At 57.0% G+C, this 22,166-nt stretch carries 23 protein-coding genes; 17 read left to right on the top strand and 6 right to left on the bottom strand.

The features are described 5' to 3' along the window. Positions 1 to 54: 54 nt before the first annotated feature. The 3 genes from flgN to flgA form a co-directional block, all read right to left on the bottom strand. The gene (flgN, locus tag ACJBF3_RS09695) at positions 55 to 480 is read right to left on the bottom strand and encodes a flagella biosynthesis chaperone FlgN (protein ID WP_045326951.1); all 426 of its coding nucleotides are present in this window, start codon (positions 478 to 480) and stop codon (positions 55 to 57) included. Between the two features lie 4 nt (positions 481 to 484). Then, positions 485 to 778, bottom strand: coding sequence for a flagellar biosynthesis anti-sigma factor FlgM (gene flgM / locus ACJBF3_RS09690; RefSeq protein WP_032639635.1), 294 nt, complete (start codon positions 776 to 778; stop codon positions 485 to 487). A gap of 93 nt (positions 779 to 871) precedes the next feature. Next, entirely contained in the window at positions 872 to 1,531 is a 660-nt protein-coding gene (gene flgA / locus ACJBF3_RS09685; protein WP_045326952.1) for a flagellar basal body P-ring formation chaperone FlgA, read from the bottom strand. A gap of 157 nt (positions 1,532 to 1,688) precedes the next feature. Between flgA and flgB the strand changes: the two genes are divergently transcribed. The 11 genes from flgB (at position 1,689) to flgL (ending at position 11,543) form a co-directional block, all read left to right on the top strand. Then, positions 1,689 to 2,105 carry a flagellar basal body rod protein FlgB gene (gene flgB / locus ACJBF3_RS09680; protein WP_023311135.1) on the top strand — a complete coding sequence of 139 codons (417 nt, stop codon included), beginning with the start codon at positions 1,689 to 1,691 and terminating at the stop codon, positions 2,103 to 2,105. Between the two features lie 3 nt (positions 2,106 to 2,108). Continuing rightward, a complete protein-coding gene (gene flgC / locus ACJBF3_RS09675) occupies positions 2,109 to 2,513 on the top strand; it encodes a flagellar basal body rod protein FlgC (protein ID WP_008500814.1) in 405 nt (134 codons plus the stop codon). Positions 2,514 to 2,524: 11 nt separating this feature from the next. Further along, entirely contained in the window at positions 2,525 to 3,235 is a 711-nt protein-coding gene (gene flgD, locus ACJBF3_RS09670; protein ID WP_045326953.1) for a flagellar hook assembly protein FlgD, read from the top strand. Positions 3,236 to 3,261: 26 nt separating this feature from the next. Continuing rightward, the gene (flgE, locus tag ACJBF3_RS09665) at positions 3,262 to 4,470 is read left to right on the top strand and encodes a flagellar hook protein FlgE (RefSeq protein ID WP_045326954.1); all 1,209 of its coding nucleotides are present in this window, start codon (positions 3,262 to 3,264) and stop codon (positions 4,468 to 4,470) included. 20 nt (positions 4,471 to 4,490) lie between these two features. Further along, entirely contained in the window at positions 4,491 to 5,246 is a 756-nt protein-coding gene (locus tag ACJBF3_RS09660) for a flagellar basal body rod protein FlgF (RefSeq protein WP_045326955.1), read from the top strand. Between the two features lie 11 nt (positions 5,247 to 5,257). Then, positions 5,258 to 6,040, top strand: a complete 783-nt coding sequence (gene flgG / locus ACJBF3_RS09655; protein ID WP_008500810.1) for a flagellar basal-body rod protein FlgG — start codon at positions 5,258 to 5,260, stop codon at positions 6,038 to 6,040. 57 nt (positions 6,041 to 6,097) lie between these two features. Next, positions 6,098 to 6,796 (top strand): flagellar basal body L-ring protein FlgH, encoded by a 699-nt coding sequence (gene flgH, locus ACJBF3_RS09650; protein WP_045326956.1) that lies wholly within the window; start codon positions 6,098 to 6,100, stop codon positions 6,794 to 6,796. Positions 6,797 to 6,808: 12 nt separating this feature from the next. Next, on the top strand, positions 6,809 to 7,906 hold the full coding sequence (locus tag ACJBF3_RS09645) for a flagellar basal body P-ring protein FlgI (protein ID WP_032639652.1): 1,098 nt from the start codon (positions 6,809 to 6,811) through the stop codon (positions 7,904 to 7,906). Beyond that, the gene (gene flgJ, locus ACJBF3_RS09640) at positions 7,906 to 8,859 is read left to right on the top strand and encodes a flagellar assembly peptidoglycan hydrolase FlgJ (protein ID WP_045326957.1); all 954 of its coding nucleotides are present in this window, start codon (positions 7,906 to 7,908) and stop codon (positions 8,857 to 8,859) included. The genes ACJBF3_RS09645 and flgJ overlap by 1 nt, the downstream gene beginning before the upstream one ends. Positions 8,860 to 8,934: 75 nt before the next feature. Next, positions 8,935 to 10,575 (top strand): flagellar hook-associated protein FlgK, encoded by a 1,641-nt coding sequence (gene flgK / locus ACJBF3_RS09635; protein WP_045326958.1) that lies wholly within the window; start codon positions 8,935 to 8,937, stop codon positions 10,573 to 10,575. A 14-nt stretch (positions 10,576 to 10,589) separates the two neighbouring features. Continuing rightward, positions 10,590 to 11,543 carry a flagellar hook-associated protein FlgL gene (gene flgL / locus ACJBF3_RS09630; RefSeq protein WP_045326959.1) on the top strand — a complete coding sequence of 318 codons (954 nt, stop codon included), beginning with the start codon at positions 10,590 to 10,592 and terminating at the stop codon, positions 11,541 to 11,543. Between the two features lie 74 nt (positions 11,544 to 11,617). Here flgL and ACJBF3_RS09625 read toward each other — a convergent pair whose 3' ends face one another. Then, positions 11,618 to 12,832, bottom strand: coding sequence for an MFS transporter (locus ACJBF3_RS09625; protein ID WP_045326960.1), 1,215 nt, complete (start codon positions 12,830 to 12,832; stop codon positions 11,618 to 11,620). Positions 12,833 to 12,977: 145 nt separating this feature from the next. Here ACJBF3_RS09625 and ACJBF3_RS09620 point away from each other — a divergent pair, with 145 nt between their 5' ends. After that, a complete protein-coding gene (locus tag ACJBF3_RS09620; protein ID WP_072265734.1) occupies positions 12,978 to 13,880 on the top strand; it encodes a LysR family transcriptional regulator in 903 nt (300 codons plus the stop codon). Positions 13,881 to 13,921: 41 nt separating this feature from the next. Here the strand turns inward: ACJBF3_RS09620 and rne are convergent, their stop codons facing one another. Further along, a complete protein-coding gene (gene rne, locus ACJBF3_RS09615) occupies positions 13,922 to 17,044 on the bottom strand; it encodes a ribonuclease E (RefSeq protein WP_045326961.1) in 3,123 nt (1,040 codons plus the stop codon). A gap of 572 nt (positions 17,045 to 17,616) precedes the next feature. Between rne and rluC the strand changes: the two genes are divergently transcribed. Next, on the top strand, positions 17,617 to 18,564 hold the full coding sequence (gene rluC / locus ACJBF3_RS09610; protein ID WP_045326962.1) for a 23S rRNA pseudouridine(955/2504/2580) synthase RluC: 948 nt from the start codon (positions 17,617 to 17,619) through the stop codon (positions 18,562 to 18,564). Positions 18,565 to 18,642: 78 nt separating this feature from the next. On the opposite strand, the gene ACJBF3_RS09605 is transcribed toward rluC, so the two are convergent. After that, positions 18,643 to 19,227: a nucleoside triphosphate pyrophosphatase gene (locus tag ACJBF3_RS09605; RefSeq protein ID WP_045326963.1), complete on the bottom strand. Its 585-nt coding sequence runs from the start codon at positions 19,225 to 19,227 to the stop codon at positions 18,643 to 18,645. Between the two features lie 140 nt (positions 19,228 to 19,367). Between ACJBF3_RS09605 and yceD the strand changes: the two genes are divergently transcribed. From yceD to ACJBF3_RS09585, 4 genes are all read left to right on the top strand, one after another. Continuing rightward, positions 19,368 to 19,889: a 23S rRNA accumulation protein YceD gene (yceD, locus tag ACJBF3_RS09600; protein WP_014883375.1), complete on the top strand. Its 522-nt coding sequence runs from the start codon at positions 19,368 to 19,370 to the stop codon at positions 19,887 to 19,889. Between the two features lie 16 nt (positions 19,890 to 19,905). Further along, a complete protein-coding gene (gene rpmF, locus ACJBF3_RS09595; protein ID WP_003857964.1) occupies positions 19,906 to 20,079 on the top strand; it encodes a 50S ribosomal protein L32 in 174 nt (57 codons plus the stop codon). A gap of 80 nt (positions 20,080 to 20,159) precedes the next feature. After that, positions 20,160 to 21,194 (top strand): phosphate acyltransferase PlsX, encoded by a 1,035-nt coding sequence (plsX, locus tag ACJBF3_RS09590; protein ID WP_059517976.1) that lies wholly within the window; start codon positions 20,160 to 20,162, stop codon positions 21,192 to 21,194. A 6-nt stretch (positions 21,195 to 21,200) separates the two neighbouring features. Further along, positions 21,201 to 22,154, top strand: coding sequence for a beta-ketoacyl-ACP synthase III (locus ACJBF3_RS09585; RefSeq protein WP_045326965.1), 954 nt, complete (start codon positions 21,201 to 21,203; stop codon positions 22,152 to 22,154). Positions 22,155 to 22,166 lie beyond the last annotated feature (12 nt).

Raw genomic sequence — 22,166 nt, 5'->3', positions numbered from 1 at the left:
AAAAGGGGAGTTCACCTGATGGTGCTCCCCACTGCATGATTTGTCGCCCAGGCTTCAAATCGAAATCTTTTTAACTCCCGCAATACGCGCCGTCGCTGTCTGACCGTCCGCTCCGTAGAGTCCGGTTTCTTTATGCGGCTTCAACACCTCAAGCGCCTGCTGATTACGCTCAATCTGACCTTCCAGCAGCCAGCCGTTGTGCTGGTTAAGGTCGCGCAGGTGCTGGGTTTTTTCGGTAATGGTCTGCCAGCGCTCAACAATATCGTCATTGGCGCTGCGCTTTGCATCTTGCTCAGCGCGACGCTGTTGCTCAAGATAATCCAGCGTTGCCAGGAGCGAACTTTTGTCTTCAGTAATGCGCTGCAGCGCGCTGCCGTTGATGTGACCGGAAGAGAGATGCTGCTGCTCAGCGTCCATTACCGTTTTCAGGTCGTTCAGGACAACCGTCATTTGGTCCAGTATTTCTGACAGTCGACTCATACGGTTAGTTACTCTGTAAGAAACTCTGAGCTTCCTGAATCAGGGCATCAGCAATCTTGCTGGTATCCATTTTCAGCTCACCGTTACGAATAGCCGTTTTCAGCGCTTCAACACGTTCCATATTGATATCGTTGGTGCCTGGCTGCATCAGTTTTGCCTGTGCGTCGCTCAGGGTTACGCTGGTGCTGTTGGACGTTGACGGTTTTTCCAGACGCGTTTTCTGCGCAGGAGCGTCATTCGTTTCGCGAGGCTGTACAGCGCTTACCGGCTTCAGGGCTGATGTACGATCAATGCTCATAGTGTTGTCCTCATCGAGGGTTCGCGGCGTTTGCGCCTGACATCATCATTAGTGGAATATTTATCGGCACGCGCCGCAAAATCTTTAAAAAGATTATAGGTTAATCAGAATATTCCCATCGGGATCGACGGTTCCGCTCACCACCTGGCCTGAGGACATTCTGACGCGGGCGTTTTGCGCCACCGCGGCATTGTTTAACGCTTTCCCTTCACTGTTGATGCTAAAGCCATCTCCGTTGGCCACCACCATCACCTGTTGACCCGCTTTTACCCGCCATGCCTGACGCAGCATGGAGAGCTGTATCGGCTGGCCGGGTGCAACATCGCGCAGGCTCACGGCGTCCTGGGCCTGGTTCATTTCCAGCATGGTGCGGGGCGGGAGCTGATCCAGGCGGCCGCGCTTCAGCATCACGCTGCTCGGCTGCAGCACGCTGCCGCGCGCAATCGGCACGGCGGCAACAACATAATTGCCCGTCGCCTGAACGGCAACCTGTAAATAGCGTTTTTCACCGGCGCAGCGTGCCAGCACGTTCACATTCCCCCACAGCCGGGTGGTCCCCGTCACGCTGAATGACGGCTGGTCGCAGGTCGGGTACAGATTCGGCGGCGTGCGCACGGTAACGTTAACCTCATCGCTAAAGCCCGCCAGCTTTTCCGCAAAAAAAGCCGTCAGCCGATCCTGCAAGCCTTCAGCCTGCACCAGCGGGCTAAACAGCAAGAAAGTTGCCACCAGGCCACGTTTTAACGTTTGCATCGCAAGTTCCACCGTTTCCAGAGTTGAATGAATTCTACCTGCAGCGGTTTTGCATCAACGGAATAAATAGCGACGCATTTTGCGCTTATTCCGTCGATAGGGGAGACCGGGTGAGATTTAAGCTGTGAACTGAAATTTTGCCATCAGCGGAGGAGACATGCTCGATAAACTCGACGCCGCGTTACGTTTTCAGCAGGAAGCGCTCAATTTACGCGCCCAGCGGCAGGAGATTTTAGCCGCCAACATCGCTAACGCCGATACCCCGGGGTTTCAGGCGCGCGATATTGATTTTTCCAGTGAACTCAAAAAGGTGATGGAGCGTGGACGTGCCGAAGGAACGGGTGTTGCACTTGCCATGACGTCTTCTCGCCATATTCCTGCTCAGGCGATGACCGCGCCAGCGACCGATTTACTTTACCGCATTCCCGATCAGCCCTCACTCGACGGTAACACCGTGGATATGGACCGGGAGCGTACGCAGTTTGCCGATAACAGCCTGAAATACCAGACGGGCCTGACCGTACTCGGCGGACAAATCAAAGGCATGATGAACGTCCTGCAGGGGGGGAACTGATAGATGGCCTTGTTGAATATTTTTGATATTGCCGGTTCGGCGTTAACCGCCCAGTCCAAGCGTCTGAACGTGGCGGCCAGTAACCTGGCGAACGCCGACAGCGTAACCGGACCCGACGGTCAGCCCTATCGTGCCAAACAGGTTGTCTTTCAGGTCGACGCGGCGCCAGGCGCGGCGACGGGCGGCGTGAAGGTCTCTGATGTGGTTGAGAGCCAGGCGCCGGACAGGCTGGTGTATGAGCCGGGTAACCCGCTCGCGGATGCCAGCGGATACGTGAAAATGCCGAACGTAGATGTGGTGGGGGAGATGGTGAACTCCATGTCGGCATCCCGCAGCTACCAGGCCAACGTCGAAGTGCTTAATACCGTGAAGAGCATGATGCTCAAAACACTCACTCTCGGCCAGTAAAGGAGACACGCATGTCCATTGCCGTCAATATGAACGATCCCACGAACACGGGTGTTAATAACACGAAGAGTTCGACAGGGTCTAACTCCCTGACCGGGAGTAATGCCGCCGATCTGCAGGGCAGCTTTCTGACGCTGCTGGTGGCGCAGCTGAAGAACCAGGATCCCACCAACCCGATGCAGAACAACGAACTGACCACGCAGCTTGCGCAGATCAGTACCGTCAGCGGCATTGAGAAACTGAACACCACCCTGGGTTCCGTCTCCGGCCAGATCAACAGCGCCCAGTCTCTGCAGGCCGCCAGCCTGATTGGCCACGGGGTGATGATCCCGGGCACCACGATTCTGGCGGGCACCAGCACCACCGAAGGCAACACCACCACGACCACCACGCCGTTTGGCGTTGAACTGCAGCAGGCCGCTGACAAAGTGACCGCGACGATCACCGACTCGACCGGCGCCGTGGTCCGCACCATCGACATCGGCGAGCTGAAGGCGGGCGTTCATACCTTTACCTGGGATGGCAGCCTGACCGACGGCACGAAAGCACCAAACGGTTCCTACAAGGTGGCCATCAGCGCCAGCAACGGGACGACCCAGCTGGTCGCGCAGCCGCTGCAGTTCGCGCTGGTACAGGGCGTGATTAAAGGAAGCGACGGCAGCAAACTGGATTTGGGAACCTCGGGTTCCACCACACTCGACGAAGTTCGGCAGATTATCTAAGCCTTAACACTTATCAGGAGTAAGTCATGGCCTTTTCTCAAGCGGTCAGCGGCCTGAATGCTGCAGCCACCAACCTGGACGTCATTGGCAACAACATCGCCAACTCCGCGACCTATGGTTTTAAATCCGGTTCTGCTTCCTTTGCAGACATGTTTGCCGGTTCCAAAGTGGGCCTGGGCGTGAAGGTTGCGGGCATCACTCAGGACTTTACCGACGGCACCACCACCAATACCGGTCGCGGTCTGGACGTTGCCATCAGCCAGAACGGTTTCTTCCGTATGGTCGATGCAAACGGCTCGGTGTTCTACAGCCGTAACGGCCAGTTCAAGCTGGATGAGAACCGTAACCTGGTGAACATGCAGGGAATGCAATTAACCGGTTATCCGGTGGCCGGGACGCCGTCAACGGTTCAGACCGGTGCAAACCCGCAGGCGATCAACATTCCGACCACGCTGATGGCGGCGAAGTCCACCACCACGGCTTCCCAGCAGATTAACCTCAACTCCACCGATACCGCACCGACGACCGCCTTTGATCCGACCAACCCGGACACCTACAACAAAAAAGGCACCGTCACCGTCTTTGACAGCCAGGGTAATGCGCACAACATGAACCTGTTTTACGTTAAAGATGCGGCCCCGGCCAACTCCTGGAAAGTCTATGCCCAGGACGGCAGCGTGGCAGGCAGCCCGGCGGCGCCGGCTACCACCCTGACCTTCGACAATAACGGCACGTTGACCGGCGGTGGAAGCATCAACATCACGACCGGAACCATTCCGGGTGCGACCCCTGCGACCTTCGCCATGAGTTTTGCTAACTCCATGCAGCAGAACACCGGTGCGAACAATATCGTGGCGACCAGCCAGAACGGCTTCAAGCCTGGCGACCTGGTGAGCTACCAGATCAACGATGACGGCACCGTAGTCGGGAACTACTCCAACGAGCAGACTCAGGTGCTGGGGCAGATCGTGCTGGCAAACTTTGCCAACAACGAAGGCCTGAAATCGGAAGGCGATAACGTCTGGTCGGCGACCCAGTCCTCCGGCGTGGCGCTGCTGGGCACGGCGGGAAGCGGCAACTTCGGTACGCTGACCAACGGCGCGCTGGAAGCCTCCAACGTGGACCTGAGTAAAGAACTGGTGAACATGATTGTCGCGCAGCGTAACTATCAGTCGAACGCGCAGACCATCAAAACCCAGGACCAGATCCTCAACACGCTGGTTAACCTGCGTTAAGCGGCTAACGGGAAGGCGCAATGGATCACGCAATATATACCGCGATGGGCGCGGCAAGCCAGACGCTCAACCAGCAGGCCGTTACCGCCAGCAACCTGGCAAACGCCTCGACGCCGGGCTTTCGCGCTCAGCTTAATGCGCTGCGCGCGGTGCCGGTGGAAGGGCTTTCCCTGCCGACCCGCACGCTGGTGACGGCATCGACCCCGGGCGCAGATATGACGCCTGGGCAGATGGACTATACCTCACGCCCGCTGGACGTTGCCCTGCAGCAGGACGGCTGGCTGGCGGTGCAAACGGCGGACGGCAGTGAAGGCTATACCCGTAACGGGAATATCCAGGTGAGCGCGACGGGCCAGCTGACGATTCAGGGTCATCCGGTGATGGGCGAGGCAGGCCCGCTGACCGTGCCGGAAGGCTCTGAGCTGACTATCGCCGCGGACGGCACCATTTCGGCGCTGAACCCGGGCGACCCGGCCAACACCGTTGCGCCCGTCGGCCGTCTGAAGCTGGTTAAAGCGGAAGCCAAAGACGTGCAGCGCGGCGACGACGGCATGTTCCGTCTGACCCAGGCAGCGCAGGCGACGCGGGGCGCCACGTTACAGGCCGATCCGAGCATCCGCGTGATGTCCGGCGTTCTGGAAGGCAGTAACGTCAAGCCGGTCGAAGCCATGACCGACATGATCGCCAGCGCCCGCCGTTTCGAAATGCAGATGAAGATCATCAGCAGCGTGGATGAAAACGCGGGCAAGGCTAACCAACTTCTGTCTATGAGTTAACAGGACTCCTTATGATCAGTTCTTTATGGATCGCGAAAACTGGCCTGGACGCCCAGCAAACCAATATGGACGTGATTGCCAACAACCTGGCAAACGTGAGCACCAATGGTTTCAAGCGTCAGCGTGCCGTTTTCGAAGATTTGCTTTATCAAACCATCCGCCAGCCGGGCGCGCAGTCTTCTGAACAGACGACGCTGCCTTCCGGCCTGCAGATCGGTACCGGCGTGCGTCCGGTGGCGACCGAGCGTCTGCACAGCCAGGGCAACCTGTCACAGACCAACAACAGCAAAGACGTGGCAATCAAAGGCCAGGGCTTCTTCCAGGTGCAGCTGCCTGACGGAACCTCAGCCTATACCCGCGACGGCTCGTTCCAGGTCGATCAGAACGGCCAGCTGGTGACGGCGGGCGGTTTCCAGGTGCAGCCGGCGATCACCATCCCGGCGAACGCCCTGAGCATCACCATTGGACGTGACGGCGTGGTGAGCGTCACCCAGCAGGGGCAGGCGGCGCCGGTTCAGGTGGGGCAGCTCAACCTGACGACCTTCATGAACGATACCGGTCTGGAAAGCATTGGTGAGAACCTCTACACCGAAACGCAATCCTCCGGTACGCCGAATGAGAGCACCCCGGGCCTGAACGGCGCGGGTTTGCTGTACCAGGGTTATGTTGAAACGTCCAACGTAAACGTGGCTGAAGAGCTGGTGAATATGATCCAGGTCCAGCGCGCGTATGAAATTAACAGTAAAGCAGTGTCGACGACCGACCAGATGCTGCAGAAACTGACGCAACTCTAAGGTGTAGCCCGGTGCGGTCAACGCCGCGCCGGCTCCCTGTTTTCGAAGATGAAGGCAATGCAAAAAAACGCGGCGTTTCGTTATCCGATACTGACTGTTCTGGCCGTCACCCTCAGCGGGTGTGCTTTGATCCCGTCTAAACCATTGGTCCAGGGTGCGACGACTGCCCAACCCGTTCCCGGCCCCGCGCCAGTGGTAAACGGCTCCATTTTCCAGACCGCGCAGCCGATTAATTACGGCTATCAGCCGCTGTTTGAAGATCGCCGCCCGCGTAACGTCGGCGATACATTGACCATTGTGCTGCAGGAAAACGTCAGCGCGAGCAAGAGCTCGTCGGCGAACGCCAGCCGCGATGGCAAAACCAATTTTGGCTTCGATACCGTGCCACGCTATCTCGAAGGGCTGTTCGGCAACGCGCGTGCTGATATGAACGCGTCCGGCGGCAATACCTTTAACGGGAAAGGCGGTGCGAACGCCAGCAATACCTTCAGCGGCACGCTGACGGTCACGGTTGACCAGGTACTGGTTAACGGCAACCTGCACGTTGTGGGTGAAAAACAGATCGCCATCAACCAGGGCACTGAATTCATTCGCTTCTCGGGCGTGGTTAACCCTCGCACCATCAGCGGCAGCAACACCGTTCCGTCCACCCAGGTGGCGGATGCGCGCATTGAGTACGTCGGTAACGGCTATATCAATGAAGCGCAAAATATGGGTTGGCTGCAGCGCTTCTTCCTTAATTTATCGCCGATGTAAGCGAGGTGACCCATGTTTAAATCGATCTTCGCCGTGGCGCTCGCGCTGGTGGCAACGTTTGCCCAGGCTGACCGTATTCGCGATCTCACCAGCGTTCAGGGCGTGCGTGAAAACTCCCTGATTGGCTATGGCCTGGTGGTGGGGCTGGACGGTACGGGTGACCAAACCACCCAGACGCCGTTCACCACCCAAAGCCTGAACAACATGCTTTCCCAGCTCGGCATTACCGTGCCGGCGGGAACCAACATGCAGCTGAAAAACGTGGCCGCGGTGATGGTTACCGCGTCCTATCCGGCGTTTGCGCGTCAGGGGCAGACCATTGACGTGGTGGTCTCCTCCATGGGTAACGCCAAAAGCCTGCGCGGCGGTACGCTGCTGATGACCCCGCTGAAGGGCGTCGACAGCCAGGTCTATGCCCTGGCGCAGGGGAACATTCTGGTCGGCGGTGCGGGAGCATCCGCAGGCGGAAGCAGCGTGCAGGTGAACCAGCTCAACGGCGGACGTATTACCAACGGGGCGATCATTGAGCGCGAGCTGCCGACCCAGTTTGGTACGGGCAATACCATCAACCTTCAGCTCAATAATGAAGACTTCACGATGGCGCAGCAGATTGCCGATACCATCAACCGCAGCCGCGGCTACGGTAATGCCACGGCGCTCGATGCGCGCACCGTGCAGATCCGCACCTCCACCGGCAGCAGCAACCAGGTGCGCATGCTGGCGGATATCCAGAATATGGAAGTGAACGTTCCGGTTCAGGATGCGAAGGTGATCATCAACTCCCGTACCGGCTCGGTGGTGATGAACCGGGAAGTGTCGCTCGACAGCTGCGCCGTGGCGCAGGGGAACCTCTCCGTGACGGTAAACCGCTCCGCGAACGTGAGCCAGCCGAATACGCCATTTGGTGGAGGACAGACGGTGGTGACGCCACAAACGCAGATCGATCTGCGCCAGAGCGGCGGGTCACTGCAGAGCGTGCGCTCCAGCGCCAACCTGAACAGCGTGGTGCGTGCCCTGAACGCCCTGGGCGCAACGCCGATGGACCTGATGTCCATCCTGCAATCCATGCAAAGCGCCGGCTGCCTGCGCGCGAAACTGGAAATCATCTAATGTTGACCGATAGCAAACTGTTGACCAGTGCCGCCTGGGACGCCCAGTCGCTGAACGAACTGAAAACCAAAGCAGGAAAAGACCCGGCGGCAAACATCCGCCCGGTCGCCCGCCAGGTTGAAGGGATGTTTGTACAGATGATGCTGAAAAGCATGCGTGAAACCCTGCCGAAGGACGGGATGTTCAGCAGTGATTCAACGCGTCTGTACACCAGCATGTACGATCAGCAGATTGCGCAGCAGATGACCGCCGGTAAAGGCCTCGGCCTGGCTGACATGATTGTCAAACAGACCGAAGCCGCGCAGGGCATTCAGCCTCAGGAGCAGCCGCAGCAGGTGCCGATGAAGTTCGACCTGGAAACGGTGACCAGTTATCAGAACCAGGCCCTGACGCAACTGGTGCGTAAAGCGATGCCGAAAGCCACGGGCAGCGGCGATGAGCCGCTCTCGGGTGACAGCAAAGACTTCCTGGCGCAGCTCTCTCTGCCTGCGCGCCTTGCCAGCGAACAGAGCGGCGTGCCGCATCACCTGATTCTGGCCCAGGCCGCGCTGGAGTCGGGCTGGGGGCAGCGCCAGATCCGCAAGCAAAACGGCGAGCCGAGCTTCAACATCTTCGGCGTGAAGGCTACCTCCAGCTGGAAGGGGCCGACAACGGAGATCACCACCACCGAATACGAGAACGGCGCGGCGGTGAAGGTGAAAGCCAAATTCCGCGTCTACAGCTCCTATCTGGAAGCCTTGTCCGATTACGTTGGCCTGCTGAGCCGAAATCCGCGCTATACCGCCGTGACCCAGGCGGCGACGGCGGAGCAGGGTGCTCAGGCGCTGCAAAACGCGGGCTACGCGACTGACCCGAACTATGCCCGCAAGCTCACCAGCATGATCCAGCAGCTGAAATCGATGGGCGAGAAGGTCAGCAAAGCCTATAGCACAGATATTGAAAATCTGTTCTGAAAGTTCTCAAGTCCCGGTGGAGGTTGCCGATAACCTTCATCAGGACTCGTGTCTGAACGTATAAAAGGAACCCCCATGTCCAGTTTGATTAACAGCGCCATGAGTGGCCTCAGTGCTGCGCAGTCGGCACTCAATACCGTCAGTAATAATATTTCAAGCTATAACGTGGCAGGTTACACCCGCCAGACCACGGTGCTGGGCGCTTCTAACAGCACGCTGACCGGCGGTGGCTGGGTGGGTAACGGGGTGTATGTCTCCGGTGTCCAGCGTGAGTATGACGCCTTCATTACCAACCAGCTGCGCGCCGCGCAGACGCAGAGCAGCGGCCTGACGACGCGCTACCAGCAGATGTCAAAAATTGACGATGTGCTGTCCGATACCACCAACTCGCTCTCCACCACCCTGCAGGACTTCTTCAAAAGCCTGCAAACCCTGGTGAGCAACGCCGAAGACCCGGCTGCACGTCAGACGGTGCTGGGTAAAGCGGGTGGTCTGGTCAATCAGTTCAAAACCAACGATCAGTATCTTCGCGACCAGGATGCGCAGGTCAATACTGCGATCGGTGCCAGCGTTTCGCAGATCAACAACTATGCAAAGCAGATTGCGAATCTGAACGATCAGATTTCCCGCCTGACCGGCGTCGGTGCGGGCGCATCGCCGAACGATCTGCTCGATCAGCGCGATCAGCTTGTTACCGAGCTGAACAAAATCGTAGGTGTGGAAGTCTCTGTTCAGGATGGCGGCACGTACAACATCTCTTTCGGCAACGGTTACAGCCTGGTGCAGGGCAGCAAAGCTAACCAGCTGGCGGCCGTGAAGTCCAGCGCGGATCCGTCCCGTACCACTATCGCCTACGTCGATGACGTGGCGGGGAATGTTGAGATCCCTGAGAAGATGGTCACCACCGGCTCGTTAGGGGGGTTACTGACGTTTCGCTCTGAAGATCTGGATAAGGCGCGTAATACCCTGAACCAGATGGCGCTGGCCTTTGCCGATGCGATGAACACGCAGCATGAAGCGGGATTTGATGCGAATGGCGACGCGGGCGGTAAGCTGTTCGATTTTGGTTCGCCAGCTGTGCTTTCAAACAGCAAAAATAGCGGTACGGCGACCGTCACTGCCGCCGTAGCGGATAGCACCAAGGTTCAGGCAACGGACTATCAGCTGCAGTTTAACGGCACCGACTGGACCATCACCCGTACTTCGGACAAAACCAGCTTTACGATGAGCCCGGATGCCAGTGGAAATCTGTCGTTTGATGGCCTTAACGTGAACGTAAGCGGCACGGCAAATACCAAAGACAGTTTCACCGTGAAGCCCGTTTCCGACGTCATCATGAACATGGATCTGGCGATCAGCGACGAGTCCAAGCTGGCGATGGCCTCGGTGCAGAACGGCGGCGAAAGTGACAACCGTAACGGCCAAAAACTGCTTGACCTGCAAAACGCGAAAGTGGTGGGCGGAAATAAAACCTTCAACGATGCGTATGCCTCTCTTGTCAGTACAGTCGGTAGCTCAACGGCGTCACTGAAGGTGAGTAGCCAGACGAAAGCGAATGTGGAAACGCAGTTAACCAAGCAGCAGCAGTCTATCTCAGGGGTAAACCTCGACGAAGAGTATGGCAATTTGCAGCGTTACCAGCAGTATTACCTTGCCAACGCGCAGGTTTTACAAACTGCTAGCACGCTCTTCGACGCAATTATCAATATTCGTTAAGGTTGAGGTGAACAATGCGTATTAGCACCCAGATGATGTACGACCAGAACATGCGGGGGATCACCGATTCCCAAAGCAAATGGTTGAGTTACGGCGAACAAATGACCACCGGTAAGCGCGTCAATCGTCCGTCGGACGATCCTATTGCGGCGTCGCAGGCGATTGTTCTGTCTCAGGCTCAGGCGCAGAATAGCCAATTCGATCTTGCGCGTACCTTTGCAACGCAGAAAGTATCTCTTGAAGAAAGCGTCCTTTCACAGGTTACAACGGCCATTCAGAGCGCTCAGGAAAAAGTCGTCTATGCAAGGAACGGGACATTGAGTGACAGCGATCGAGCATCTCTGGCGACGGACCTGCAAGGCATCCGCGATCAGTTGATGAACCTCGCCAACAGCACTGACGGTAATGGACGATATATCTTCGCTGGCTACAAGACGGAAAATGTCGCTTTTGACCAAACCAGCGGCAATTATATCGGTGGTGCTACCCCGGTTAACCAACAGGTGGATTCTGCGCGAAATATGCAGATCAGCCACACGGGTACAGAGGTTTTCGCCACGTTTACCAGTAATGCAACACCGGAGCCGGGTGGTGGAACACCGGAAAAGAATTTGTTCAAAATACTGGATAACGCGATCGCCTCGTTGAACACCCCCGTTGGGGACGATCAAACAAAGGTCGACCAGGAAAATGCCGCTATTGATGCTGCTAACCGGGGGCTACGTAACTCGCTCGATAATGTATTAACCGTGCGGGCTGATTTGGGTACCAAGCTTAACGAACTGGATAAACTGAACACGTTGAGTAACGACCGGTCACTCTCTCAGACTTCGCAAATGAGCGACCTTGTGGACGTTGACTGGAATGCGGCAATTTCCTCTTACACCATGCAGCAGGCGGCCCTGCAGGCGTCTTATAAAGCGTTTAGTGATATGCAGGGCATGTCTCTGTTCCAGCTGAACAAATAACATCTTGACCTCTTAGAGCATGTCTTGAAACTGGGCATGTTTTACTGCCCAATCCGTGTGGATTGGGCATTTTTTTATGCAGCTTCCGCCGGTGCCGAGGCAACACGCGCGCTTTCAATCAGACGGATTGCCAGCGCAATGGCGCCACAGACGGTCGCCAGCGCGACCACGCCCGTCCAGCCGGCCAGCGAGTAGATATTGCTGCCCAACGCGGAACCCAGCGCCATTCCGATAAAGACCACCGTAAAGAGCAGGGCGTTGAGACGACCACGCGCCTGCGGTTCAAGGCTGTACACCAGGTTCTGGTGGGCGACCAGGCTCGACTGCAGGCCCAGGTCGAACCCGACGGCGGAGAGAGCGATCAGCATCAGCTGTCCATGAACGCTCAGCGCGGGCATCAGGAACATCAGGGCGAAGGAGACGGTTACCAGTACGGCACCAAGCTGCGTGACTTTTCCTGCCCCCAGCCTGTCTGCTAAACCGCCTGCCAGCGGGGCGGCTAGCGCACCGGCGGCACCGGCAATCCCAAAACCTCCCGCGACGGCACTGCCAAGGTGATAGCGTTCCAGCAGCATGACCGCTAGCGTTGACCAGAAGGCGCTAAAAGCAATCGACAGGAAACCCTGAGCCAGCGCCGCCCGGCGCAGCGCCGGATAACGACGCCACAGGTGTTCCATTGAGCGCATCAGCGCGGGGTAGCTCAGCGTGGAGTGAATAGCAAAGCGGGGGAGTACGAACCACATCATCACGCCGATGAACGCAATGCTCGCCGCGGCCAGCTTGTACATAACGCGCCAGCCAAACGCTTCGCCCACCACGCCGCTCACGGTTCTTGATAACAAGATCCCCATCAGCAGCCCGGTCATTACCGTGCCCACGGTTTTCCCCTGTTTGCCTTCCGGCGCGAGAATGGCCGCGGCAGGGACAATATCCTGCGCCATGGTGGCGGCCATGCCGATAAGCAGGCTTGCCAGCAGCAGGGAGTGGATCTGTCCGGTGAGGCTACAGCCGAGTAGAAACAGCGCCAGCGCGGCACTCTTTATCAGAATTAACGTCCTGCGGTCGTGGCCATCGCCAAGCGGCAGCAGGAACAGGATGCCGAGCGCGTAGCCTGCCTGAGTTAATGTTGGCACCAGGCCCATACCTTCAATGCTCAGATGCAGATCGGCCCCCATCAGCGGCAGCAGAGGCTGGGCGTAATAGATAGATGCCACGCTGAAGCCAGCCCCGATCGCCAGCATGAAGATGACCCAGCGGCTCACGGCATGGGCGGCGTTTGTTGTGTTCATCAGATGTTCCTCATACGTTGTGTGGCGCTATTTTTTATCAGGACGCCTTGCGACGGTAGCGGGCCCGGTGGTAAAACGCTTATACGTTGAACGTATAATTGAAAAGAAGATGAAAAGAGCTGAGCGTATAGACAGAGTGGAGCTAATGCGGACGTTTGTGCGCATTGTAGAAGCGGGTTCCCTCTCTGCGGCGGCACGTCAGCTGGCCACAACCCAGGCCACGGTGAGCAGACGATTACAGTCGCTCGAGAGCATGCTGGGCGTGCGCCTGATGTTGCGCACCACCCACACCACGCGGCTGACGGACGACGGCGAGCGCTGCTATCAGCACGCCCGCCGGGTGATTGACAGCTGGCTGGCGCTCGAAGATGAGGTAGGGCAGACGGAAGACGAGCCTGTAGGCGTGCTGCGGGTGCGGGCACCGCACGCGTTTGGTCAGGATCAGCTGCTGAAACCTGTAACCGAATTTTTGCAACGCTATCCGCAGCTTTCGATCGAGTGGATGCTCAACGATCGATCGGCGGATTTCCTGGGTGATAACCTCGACTGCGCCATTCGGGTGGGCATGGAGGTCGATCCGGCAACCGTGTCCGTGCTGCTGGCCGAAGTGCCGCGCTCGGTGGTGGCGTCTCCGGCGCTGCTGGCTCGCTTTCCGGCGGTGAATACGCCGGAAGATCTGCAACAGTTTCCCTGGATTGCGATCAGCTCATTCTATCAGCGCCACGTAGAGCTTTTTCACCATGCCTCGCCCGCCACCGCGCGGATTGCGATTACCCCACGCCTCAGCACCGACAGCCTGTATGTCGCACGCAATACGGCGCTCACCGGCCTTGGCGTGGCGGTGGTCTCCAGCTGGACGGTACAGGAGGATCTTCGGGAAGGGCGGCTGGTACATTTGCTGCCGGAGTGGCAGCCGGCGGCGCTACCGGTTCACCTGGTTTATCCCTGGTCCCGCTATTATCCGGCACGCTTGCGGCGTTTTCTGGAGCTGATGCGGCAGGTCATGCCGGAGGTTACCGGGATGAGAACGCCCATGAAGCAGGCATAAAAAAGCCGACCCGAGGGTCGGCTTTTTACTTTTCAGCGTCGTTATTCGACGGACTGCGGACGGGTCGCCGGTGCAGTTGCCTGATGCGTTGCACTGTGGCCGCCTGCAGCGCCTTTACCTTCGAAGCTGAAGGCCGGGCGTACCCAGTCGCTGTGACGCGGGGCTTCAGGCACGTAATCCGGCGCCGGGGCGCGCGTCATCGGTGCTGTCGCCACGTGGGCAGCGGCTGGCGCAGAAACAACCGGCTCAGGCTTCACTTCCGGCGCTTTTGCTTCTTCAACAACCGGTTCAACCTGAATCTCAACGTCCTGAACGACTTCTTCAGGAGTGGTTTCGACGACGGTTTCAGCGCTGTCTTCGACCGCGGCGACCGGTTCAGCTTCTTCAGCGACTTCTTCAGCCACCGCGACATCTTCTTCAGCGATAAGCTGCGGAGCGGCTTCAACCGGCGCGGCAATCACTTCAGGGTGAGTGGTTTCAACTTCCACTGCGTGAGGTGCTTCCGTTTCAACAGCCTGAGGCTCAACCACGGTTGCCGCTTCTGTCACCACCTCTTCAACCGCGGCGACAGGGGCAATCACCTCTTCGGTTACAGGCTGTTCTTCTACAACCTGCTCCGGGCGCGCAACCGGGTAGCGGATCCAGACTTTACCGGAGGCCATTTCTGGTGAAGCACAGGCAATGTTCAGCGGCATTGGAGACTGCGTTGGGTAACGCTCATCACGATAGCGACGACGGCGCTGGCCGCTGACGCGCAGATGACGTGGAGAACGGCGTGAACGGCGCGGCATACCGGCGTTATCACGGTTTTCACCGTTGTCATCCTGCTCAACGTTGTTATCAACAACCGCTGGCAGATCGACTTTCGCCACTTGTGTACCGGTGGTGCTCTCGCGGGTTTCAACCGCGACAACGGCTGACTCTTCGGCTACTTCAGAGGCGAAGCGAACTTTCTGAGCAAGCTGGCGCTGCTTACGACGCGGCATAACCTGAGTGCGTTCTTCCTGCTCGCCGTCCTGCTGTTCAACAGGCTCTACGCGGTTCAGGTTTTTGACTTCCTGCTGTGCCTGACGCTTCTCGTCATTACGGCGACGGCTGCGTTCACGGCGCGGCTGCTGGTCATCACGCTGTTTGCTCTTCTCAGACTCATCGCCCGCCTGCTGGCGAATTTCACGATCTTCAACATTCTGCTGTTGTTTCTCGCGACGGTTACGACGGTTGTCTTCGCGCTGCTCACGGCCTTCGCCATTCTCAGAGCGATTGTCACGGTTGTCACGACGCTCGCTGCGGTCATTACGATCGCTACGGTCATTACGGTCGCGGCGGTTGTTCTGACGCTTACGGCGGTCCTGCTGACGCTCAGGCTTGGCTGCTTTTGGCTCTTCTTTCGGCTGCTCTGGCTGAACCTCTTCTTCGCCAGAAAACATCTTCTTCAGCGCGCCAAAGAAGCGGCTCAGCAGACCCGGCTGTGCCGGCTGGGCTTTCGCCACTGCGGCTTCAGGTTTCTGCGCTGCAGGCTTGGCCGCAGGTTTTTCCAGGGCCGCTTCCGGCGGTGCTTCAGGCATGATGAAGGTCGCTAACGCAGGCTGCTCTGGCAGTTTGCGCTCGGCGGGCTCTTCATCGGATGGCAGGGCCATCTCTTCTTCATGCAGCTTCGGCAGCAGGTAGCTGAGCGTGGAGGTCTCTTCACCTTTGCGGACGCGCAGCACGTGATAGTGCGGGGTTTCCATCTGATCGTTTGGCACGATGATGCAGCGAACGCCGCCCTGACGCGCTTCAATAGCGCTGACCGCTGCACGTTTTTCGTTCAGCAGGTAGGAGGCGATCGGCACAGGCACAATCGCGTGAACCTCTTTGGTATTTTCCTTCAGCGCTTCTTCTTCAATCAGACGCAGAATAGAGAGAGACAGAGATTCGTTATCACGTACGGTACCGGTGCCGGAGCAGCGCGGACAGACGTGATGGCTGGACTCGCCGAGAGACGGGCTAAGACGCTGGCGGGACATTTCCAGCAGGCCAAAGCGGGAGATATGGCTAATCTGGATACGCGCCCTGTCCTGACGCACCGCTTCGCGCAGACGGTTTTCTACCGCACGCTGGTGACGAACCGGGGTCATGTCGATGAAGTCGATAACAATCAGACCGCCCAGGTCGCGCAGGCGGAGCTGGCGGGCGATTTCATCAGCGGCTTCGAGGTTGGTGTTGAAGGCGGTCTCTTCGATATCGCCACCGCGCGTTGCGCGAGCGGAGTTGATGTCGATAGCGGTCAGCGCTTCAGTGGAATCGATAACGATAGAGCCGCCGGACGGCAGACGCACTTCACGCTGGAAGGCGGACTCAATCTGGGATTCGATCTGGTAGTGGCTGAACAGCGGGATTTCACCGGTGTACAGTTTAATTTTGCTGGTGAAATCCGGACGGCCCAGCGCGGCAATGTGCTGGCGCGCCAGCTCAAGCACTTTCGGGTTGTCGATCAGAATCTCGCCGATATCCTGACGCAGGTAGTCACGGAAGGCACGCACGATCACGTTGCTTTCCTGGTGGATCAGGAACGGAGCAGGGCGGCTTTCCGCAGCTTTCTGGATAGCTTCCCAATGCTTCAGACGGAAGCTCAGGTCCCACTGCAGCGCTTCGGCGGATTTGCCAACGCCTGCGGTACGCACGATAAGCCCCATGCCGTCAGGCAGCTCAAGGCTTGCCAGCGCTTCTTTCAGCTCGGTACGGTCATCACCTTCGATACGGCGAGAGATGCCACCCGCACGCGGGTTGTTAGGCATCAGTACCAGATAGCTCCCTGCCAGGCTGATAAAGGTAGTCAGTGCGGCACCTTTGTTGCCACGCTCTTCTTTATCGATCTGAACGATAACTTCCTGACCTTCACGCAGAACATCTTTGATGTTTGGGCGGCCATGGGCGTTGTAGTTTGCAGGGAAATATTCGCGGGCGATTTCTTTCAGAGGGAGGAAACCATGACGCTCAGCACCGTAATCGACAAATGCAGCTTCAAGGCTTGGTTCAATGCGGGTGATTTTACCTTTGTAAATGTTCGCTTTTTTCTGTTCGTGTCCAGGACTTTCGATATCCAGATCGTACAGGCGCTGCCCATCCACAAGGGCGACACGCAACTCTTCTTGCTGAGTTGCGTTGATTAACATTCTTTTCATCGTAACTTACTCGTTATTCTTACATTGACGACAAAGCTGCGGGCAAGGTGACGCTTTCCGGGGTATGAACCGATGGCCTCGTGTCTGTTCACGTCGCCAACCTCACGGTTGTCGCTCGCTTAAGAGGCGCAGAGTGTCGGTTGCCTGTATTTCATACGGAAACACAGCGCAATTATCAGGGGAATTGCCTGGGTAGAACTCTCCAGAGAACAATCCTTATACCGGGAAGTACTGCAACCCGCAGCCCGCTAACTGCCTGAAAGATCAATACGTCTTACGCCATTGCTGCGTGGATGATCGGTCAGGCAAAATTGGTCATTCCGTCGACATCCTTACGTAACCAGGATTTAACACGGAAAACGGCTTCATTATTCCACTGCTCGCCGGGTTATAGCAAGATGACTTTTACCAATTATCACCCGGTTACTCACAGTTTTTTCACTTCAAGGTGGTGATTGGTTTAATAACCACCAAATCGATTGCGCGAAACCGAAGAGTGCCCGGATAAAAGTAAATATAAGCATAGAAAAATGAGTGGCGCTAATGGCTGACGATATTTAGAATCGCCAACCATGAAAACAGAGACTCCAGCCGTAAAAATGGTTGCTATCGCCGAAGATGACGCGGGGCAACGTATCGACAACTTTTTGCGTACCCAGCTGAAAGGGGTACCGAAGAGCATGATTTACCGCATCCTGCGTAAGGGCGAGGTGCGGGTCAACAAAAAGCGCGTGAAGCCCGAGTACAAGCTCGAGGCGGGCGATGAAGTGCGTATTCCGCCGGTGCGCGTGGCAGAGCGTGAAGAAGAGACCGTTTCACCGAAGCTACAGAAAGTGGCGGCCCTGAGCGATGTCATTCTTTACGAAGACGACCATATTCTGGTGCTGAATAAACCGTCAGGAACGGCCGTTCATGGCGGTAGCGGTCTGAGCTTCGGCGTAATCGAAGGGCTGCGTGCCCTGCGCCCGGAAGCGCGTTTCCTCGAGCTGGTTCACCGCCTGGACCGCGACACCTCCGGCGTGCTGCTGGTGGCGAAAAAGCGTTCCGCGCTGCGTTCGCTGCATGAACAGCTGCGTGAGAAAGGAATGCAGAAAGACTATCTGGCGCTGGTGCGCGGCCAGTGGCAGTCCCATGTAAAAGTGGTTCAGGCGCCGCTGCTGAAGAACATTCTGCAAAGCGGTGAGCGTATTGTTCGCGTGAGCCAGGAAGGGAAACCGTCTGAAACGCGCTTTAAGGTTGAAGAGCGCTATGAGTATGCCACGCTGGTGCGCTGCAGCCCGGTGACCGGCCGTACCCACCAGATCCGCGTGCATACGCAGTTTGCAGGGCACCCCATCGCGTTTGATGACCGCTATGGCGACCGCGAGTTTGATAAGCAGCTGGCAGGGACGGGCCTGTCGCGACTGTTCCTGCATGCGGCAGCGCTGAAGTTTACCCATCCTAATACGGGGGAGGTCATCCGTATTGAAGCGCCGCTGGATGAGCAGTTGAAACGCTGTCTTAAGGTTTTGCGCGGCTGATTTTTTGCCGGGTGGCGCTGCGCTTACCCGGCCTACGAAACCCGCAGGCCCATGCAAGCGAAGCGCCGCTGGGCAAAGTTACACCGTCAGCGGATTACACTCTTCTCTGCGCAACATCTGGCACAGTGCAATCAGCGGTAACCCCACCAGCGTATTCGGATCGCGACCGTCCAGCTTGTCGAACAGCGCAATTCCCAATCCTTCACTTTTAAAGCTCCCCGCGCAGTTCAGCGGCCGTTCCCGGTGCACGTAATCCATAATCTCTTGCTCGCTGAGATGACGGAAGTGTACGTCGAACGGCTCACACTCGGTTTGCAGATGGCCAGATGCGGAGTTATAGAGGGCAAGGCCGGTATAGAAGGTCACGATAGTACCGCGCGCGCGCATCAGCTGCTGGCAGGCGTTCTCCTCAGTATGGGGCTTGCCGGTGATTTCGCCGTCCAGTACGCAAACCTGATCGGAGCCTATAATCAAATGCGAAGGGTAGCGTGCGGCCAGCGACTGCGCTTTCTCCTTGGCAAGACGCGTCACCAGATGACGCGGTGATTCACCCGGCTGTGGCGTCTCATCCACCTCTGGCGCGGCGCATTCAAACGGGATCCCGAGCTTTTCCAGCAGCATTCGGCGGTAGGGAGACGTGGAAGCAAGGACGAGATTTGGCATATTTTTATCACCAGATATAGCGTATCGATGCCAGCCATTTTAAACTACAGGCCGCAATGTGTGCGAATAATTGGCAAAAGGCAGCTCTGGTTGCCTTTTTCTTTGACTCTATGACGTTACAAAGTTAATATGCGCGCCCTATGCAAAAGGTAAAATTACCCCTGACTCTTGATCCGGTTCGTACGGCTCAAAAACGCCTCGATTACGAAGGTATCTATACTTCCGATCAGGCCGAGCGTATTGCCGAATCCGTAGTCAGTGTGGACAGTGATGTAGAATGCTCCATGTCGTTCGCTATCGACAACCAGCGTCTCGCCGTTTTAACCGGTGATGCAAAGGTGACGGTAACGCTCGAGTGTCAGCGTTGCGGGAAACCGTTTGTACAGCATGTTCACACAACGTATTGTTTCAGTCCGGTTCGTTCTGACGAACAGGCTGAAGCACTCCCGGAAGCGTATGAGCCGATTGAGGTTAACGAATTCGGTGAAATCGATCTTCTGGCTTTGGTTGAAGATGAAATCATCCTCACCTTGCCAGTGGTTCCGGTGCATGATTCTGAACACTGTGAAGTGTCCGAGGCGGACATGGTCTTTGGGGAACTGCCTGATGAAGCGCAAAAACCAAACCCATTTGCCGTATTAGCCAGCTTAAAGCGTAAGTAATTGAGGAGTAAGGTCCATGGCCGTACAACAGAATAAACCAACCCGTTCCAAACGTGGCATGCGTCGTTCCCATGACGCGCTGACTGCAGTTACCAGCCTGTCTGTAGACAAGACTTCTGGTGAGAAACACCTGCGTCACCACATCACCGCTGACGGTTTCTACCGCGGCCGCAAGGTTATCACTAAGTAATCACGCGCAAGCGTGATTAGGCTTAGTGAGGATTTCCCCGTGCAAGCGGGGAATTTACCGAACCAGGCTGCGACGATACCTTGACACGTCTAACCCTGGCGTTAGATGTCATGGGGGGAGATTTTGGCCCTTCCGTGACAGTGCCTGCAGCATTGCAGGCACTGAATTCTAATTCGCAACTCACACTTCTTTTAGTCGGCAATCCCGACACAATCACGCCATTACTCGCAAAAGCTGACTTTGAACAACGTTCACGTCTGCAGATTATTCCTGCGCAGTCAGTTATTGCCAGTGATGCCCGACCCTCGCAGGCGATTCGCAACAGTCGTGGCAGCTCGATGCGGATAGCGCTGGAGCTGGTGAAAGAGGGGCGAGCCCAGGCTTGCGTTAGCGCGGGGAATACCGGCGCGCTGATGGGGCTGTCGAAATTGCTGCTCAAACCGATTGACGGTATTGAGCGCCCGGCGCTGGTGACGGTATTACCGCATCAGCAGAAGGGCAAGACGGTAGTGCTCGATTTGGGCGCTAACGTCGACTGTGATAGTACTATGCTGGCCCAGTTTGCCGTGATGGGAGCGGTGCTGGCAGAAGAAGTGGTCGGGATCAACACGCCCCGTGTTGCGTTACTGAACATTGGTGAAGAAGAGACCAAAGGCCTGGACAGCATTCGCGAAGCGGCTGAATTGCTCAAACAGGTTCCCTCCATCAACTATATTGGTTATCTCGAAGCCAATGAGTTGTTGACGGGGAAAACGGATGTTCTGGTGTGCGATGGCTTCACCGGAAACGTCACGTTGAAGACCATGGAAGGGGTCGTGCGCATGTTTCTTTCTCTGCTGAAATCTCAGGGAGAAGGCAAAAAAAGCGCCTGGTGGCTGATTTTATTGAAGCGTTGGTTACAAAAAAGCCTGACGCGGCGATTCAGTCACCTCAACCCCGACCAGTATAATGGCGCCTGTCTGTTAGGATTGCGCGGCATCGTGATTAAGAGTCATGGCGCCGCCAATCAGCGAGCATTTGCTGTCGCGATTGAACAGGCAGTGCAGGCGGTGCAGCGACAAGTCCCTCAGCGGATTGCCGCTCGCCTGGAATCTGTATTAGCTAAAAGTGACTGAGCGTACATGTATACGAAGATTTTAGGTACCGGCAGCTACCTGCCAAAACAAGTGCGTACCAACGCCGATCTGGAAAAAATGGTAGATACGTCTGACGAGTGGATTGTCACGCGCACAGGTATCCGTGAACGTCGTATTGCCGCGCCAGACGAAACCGTGTCGACCATGGGTTACGAAGCCGCACAGCGTGCTATCGAGATGGCGGGCATTGATAAAGAACAGATTGGCCTGATCGTGGTTGCCACGACGTCTGCCACGCATGCTTTCCCAAGCGCGGCGTGCCAGGTGCAAAACATGCTCGGTATTAAAGGCTGCCCGGCGTTTGACGTCGCTGCCGCGTGCGCAGGCTTCACCTATGCGCTGAGCGTTGCCGATCAGTACGTGAAATCCGGTGCCGTTAAATATGCGCTGGTGATCGGTGCTGACGTGCTTGCGCGCACCTGCGATCCTGGCGATCGTGGAACGATCATTATTTTTGGTGATGGTGCGGGCGCGGTGCTGCTGGGGCAGTCCGAAGAGCCGGGCATCATCTCTACGCATCTGCATGCTGATGGCAGCTATGGCGAACTGTTGACGCTCCCTAACGCCGATCGCGTGAATCCGGACAACTCAATCTACCTGACCATGGCAGGGAACGAGGTGTTCAAGGTGGCAGTGACTGAGCTTGCGCACATTGTCGATGAAACGCTGGAAGCGAATAACCTTGAGCGCTCCGCGCTTGACTGGCTGGTGCCGCACCAGGCGAACCTGCGTATCATCAGTGCGACCGCGAAAAAGCTGGGCATGTCGATGGATAACGTTGTGGTGACGCTGGACCGTCACGGCAACACCTCTGCGGCGTCGGTACCGTGCGCATTTGATGAAGCGGTACGCGATGGACGAATCAAACGGGGCCAGTTGGTCTTGCTTGAAGCCTTCGGTGGCGGGTTCACCTGGGGTTCCGCGCTGGTTCGTTTCTAGTATAAGGAATAA

The organism is Enterobacter sp. PP-008-ECC_S150, from assembly GCF_045257065.1.
Lineage (GTDB): Bacteria > Pseudomonadota > Gammaproteobacteria > Enterobacterales > Enterobacteriaceae > Enterobacter > Enterobacter chengduensis.
The sequence above is the reverse complement of the archived record's forward strand: the minus strand, read 5'-3'. Positions and strand labels throughout refer to the sequence as shown.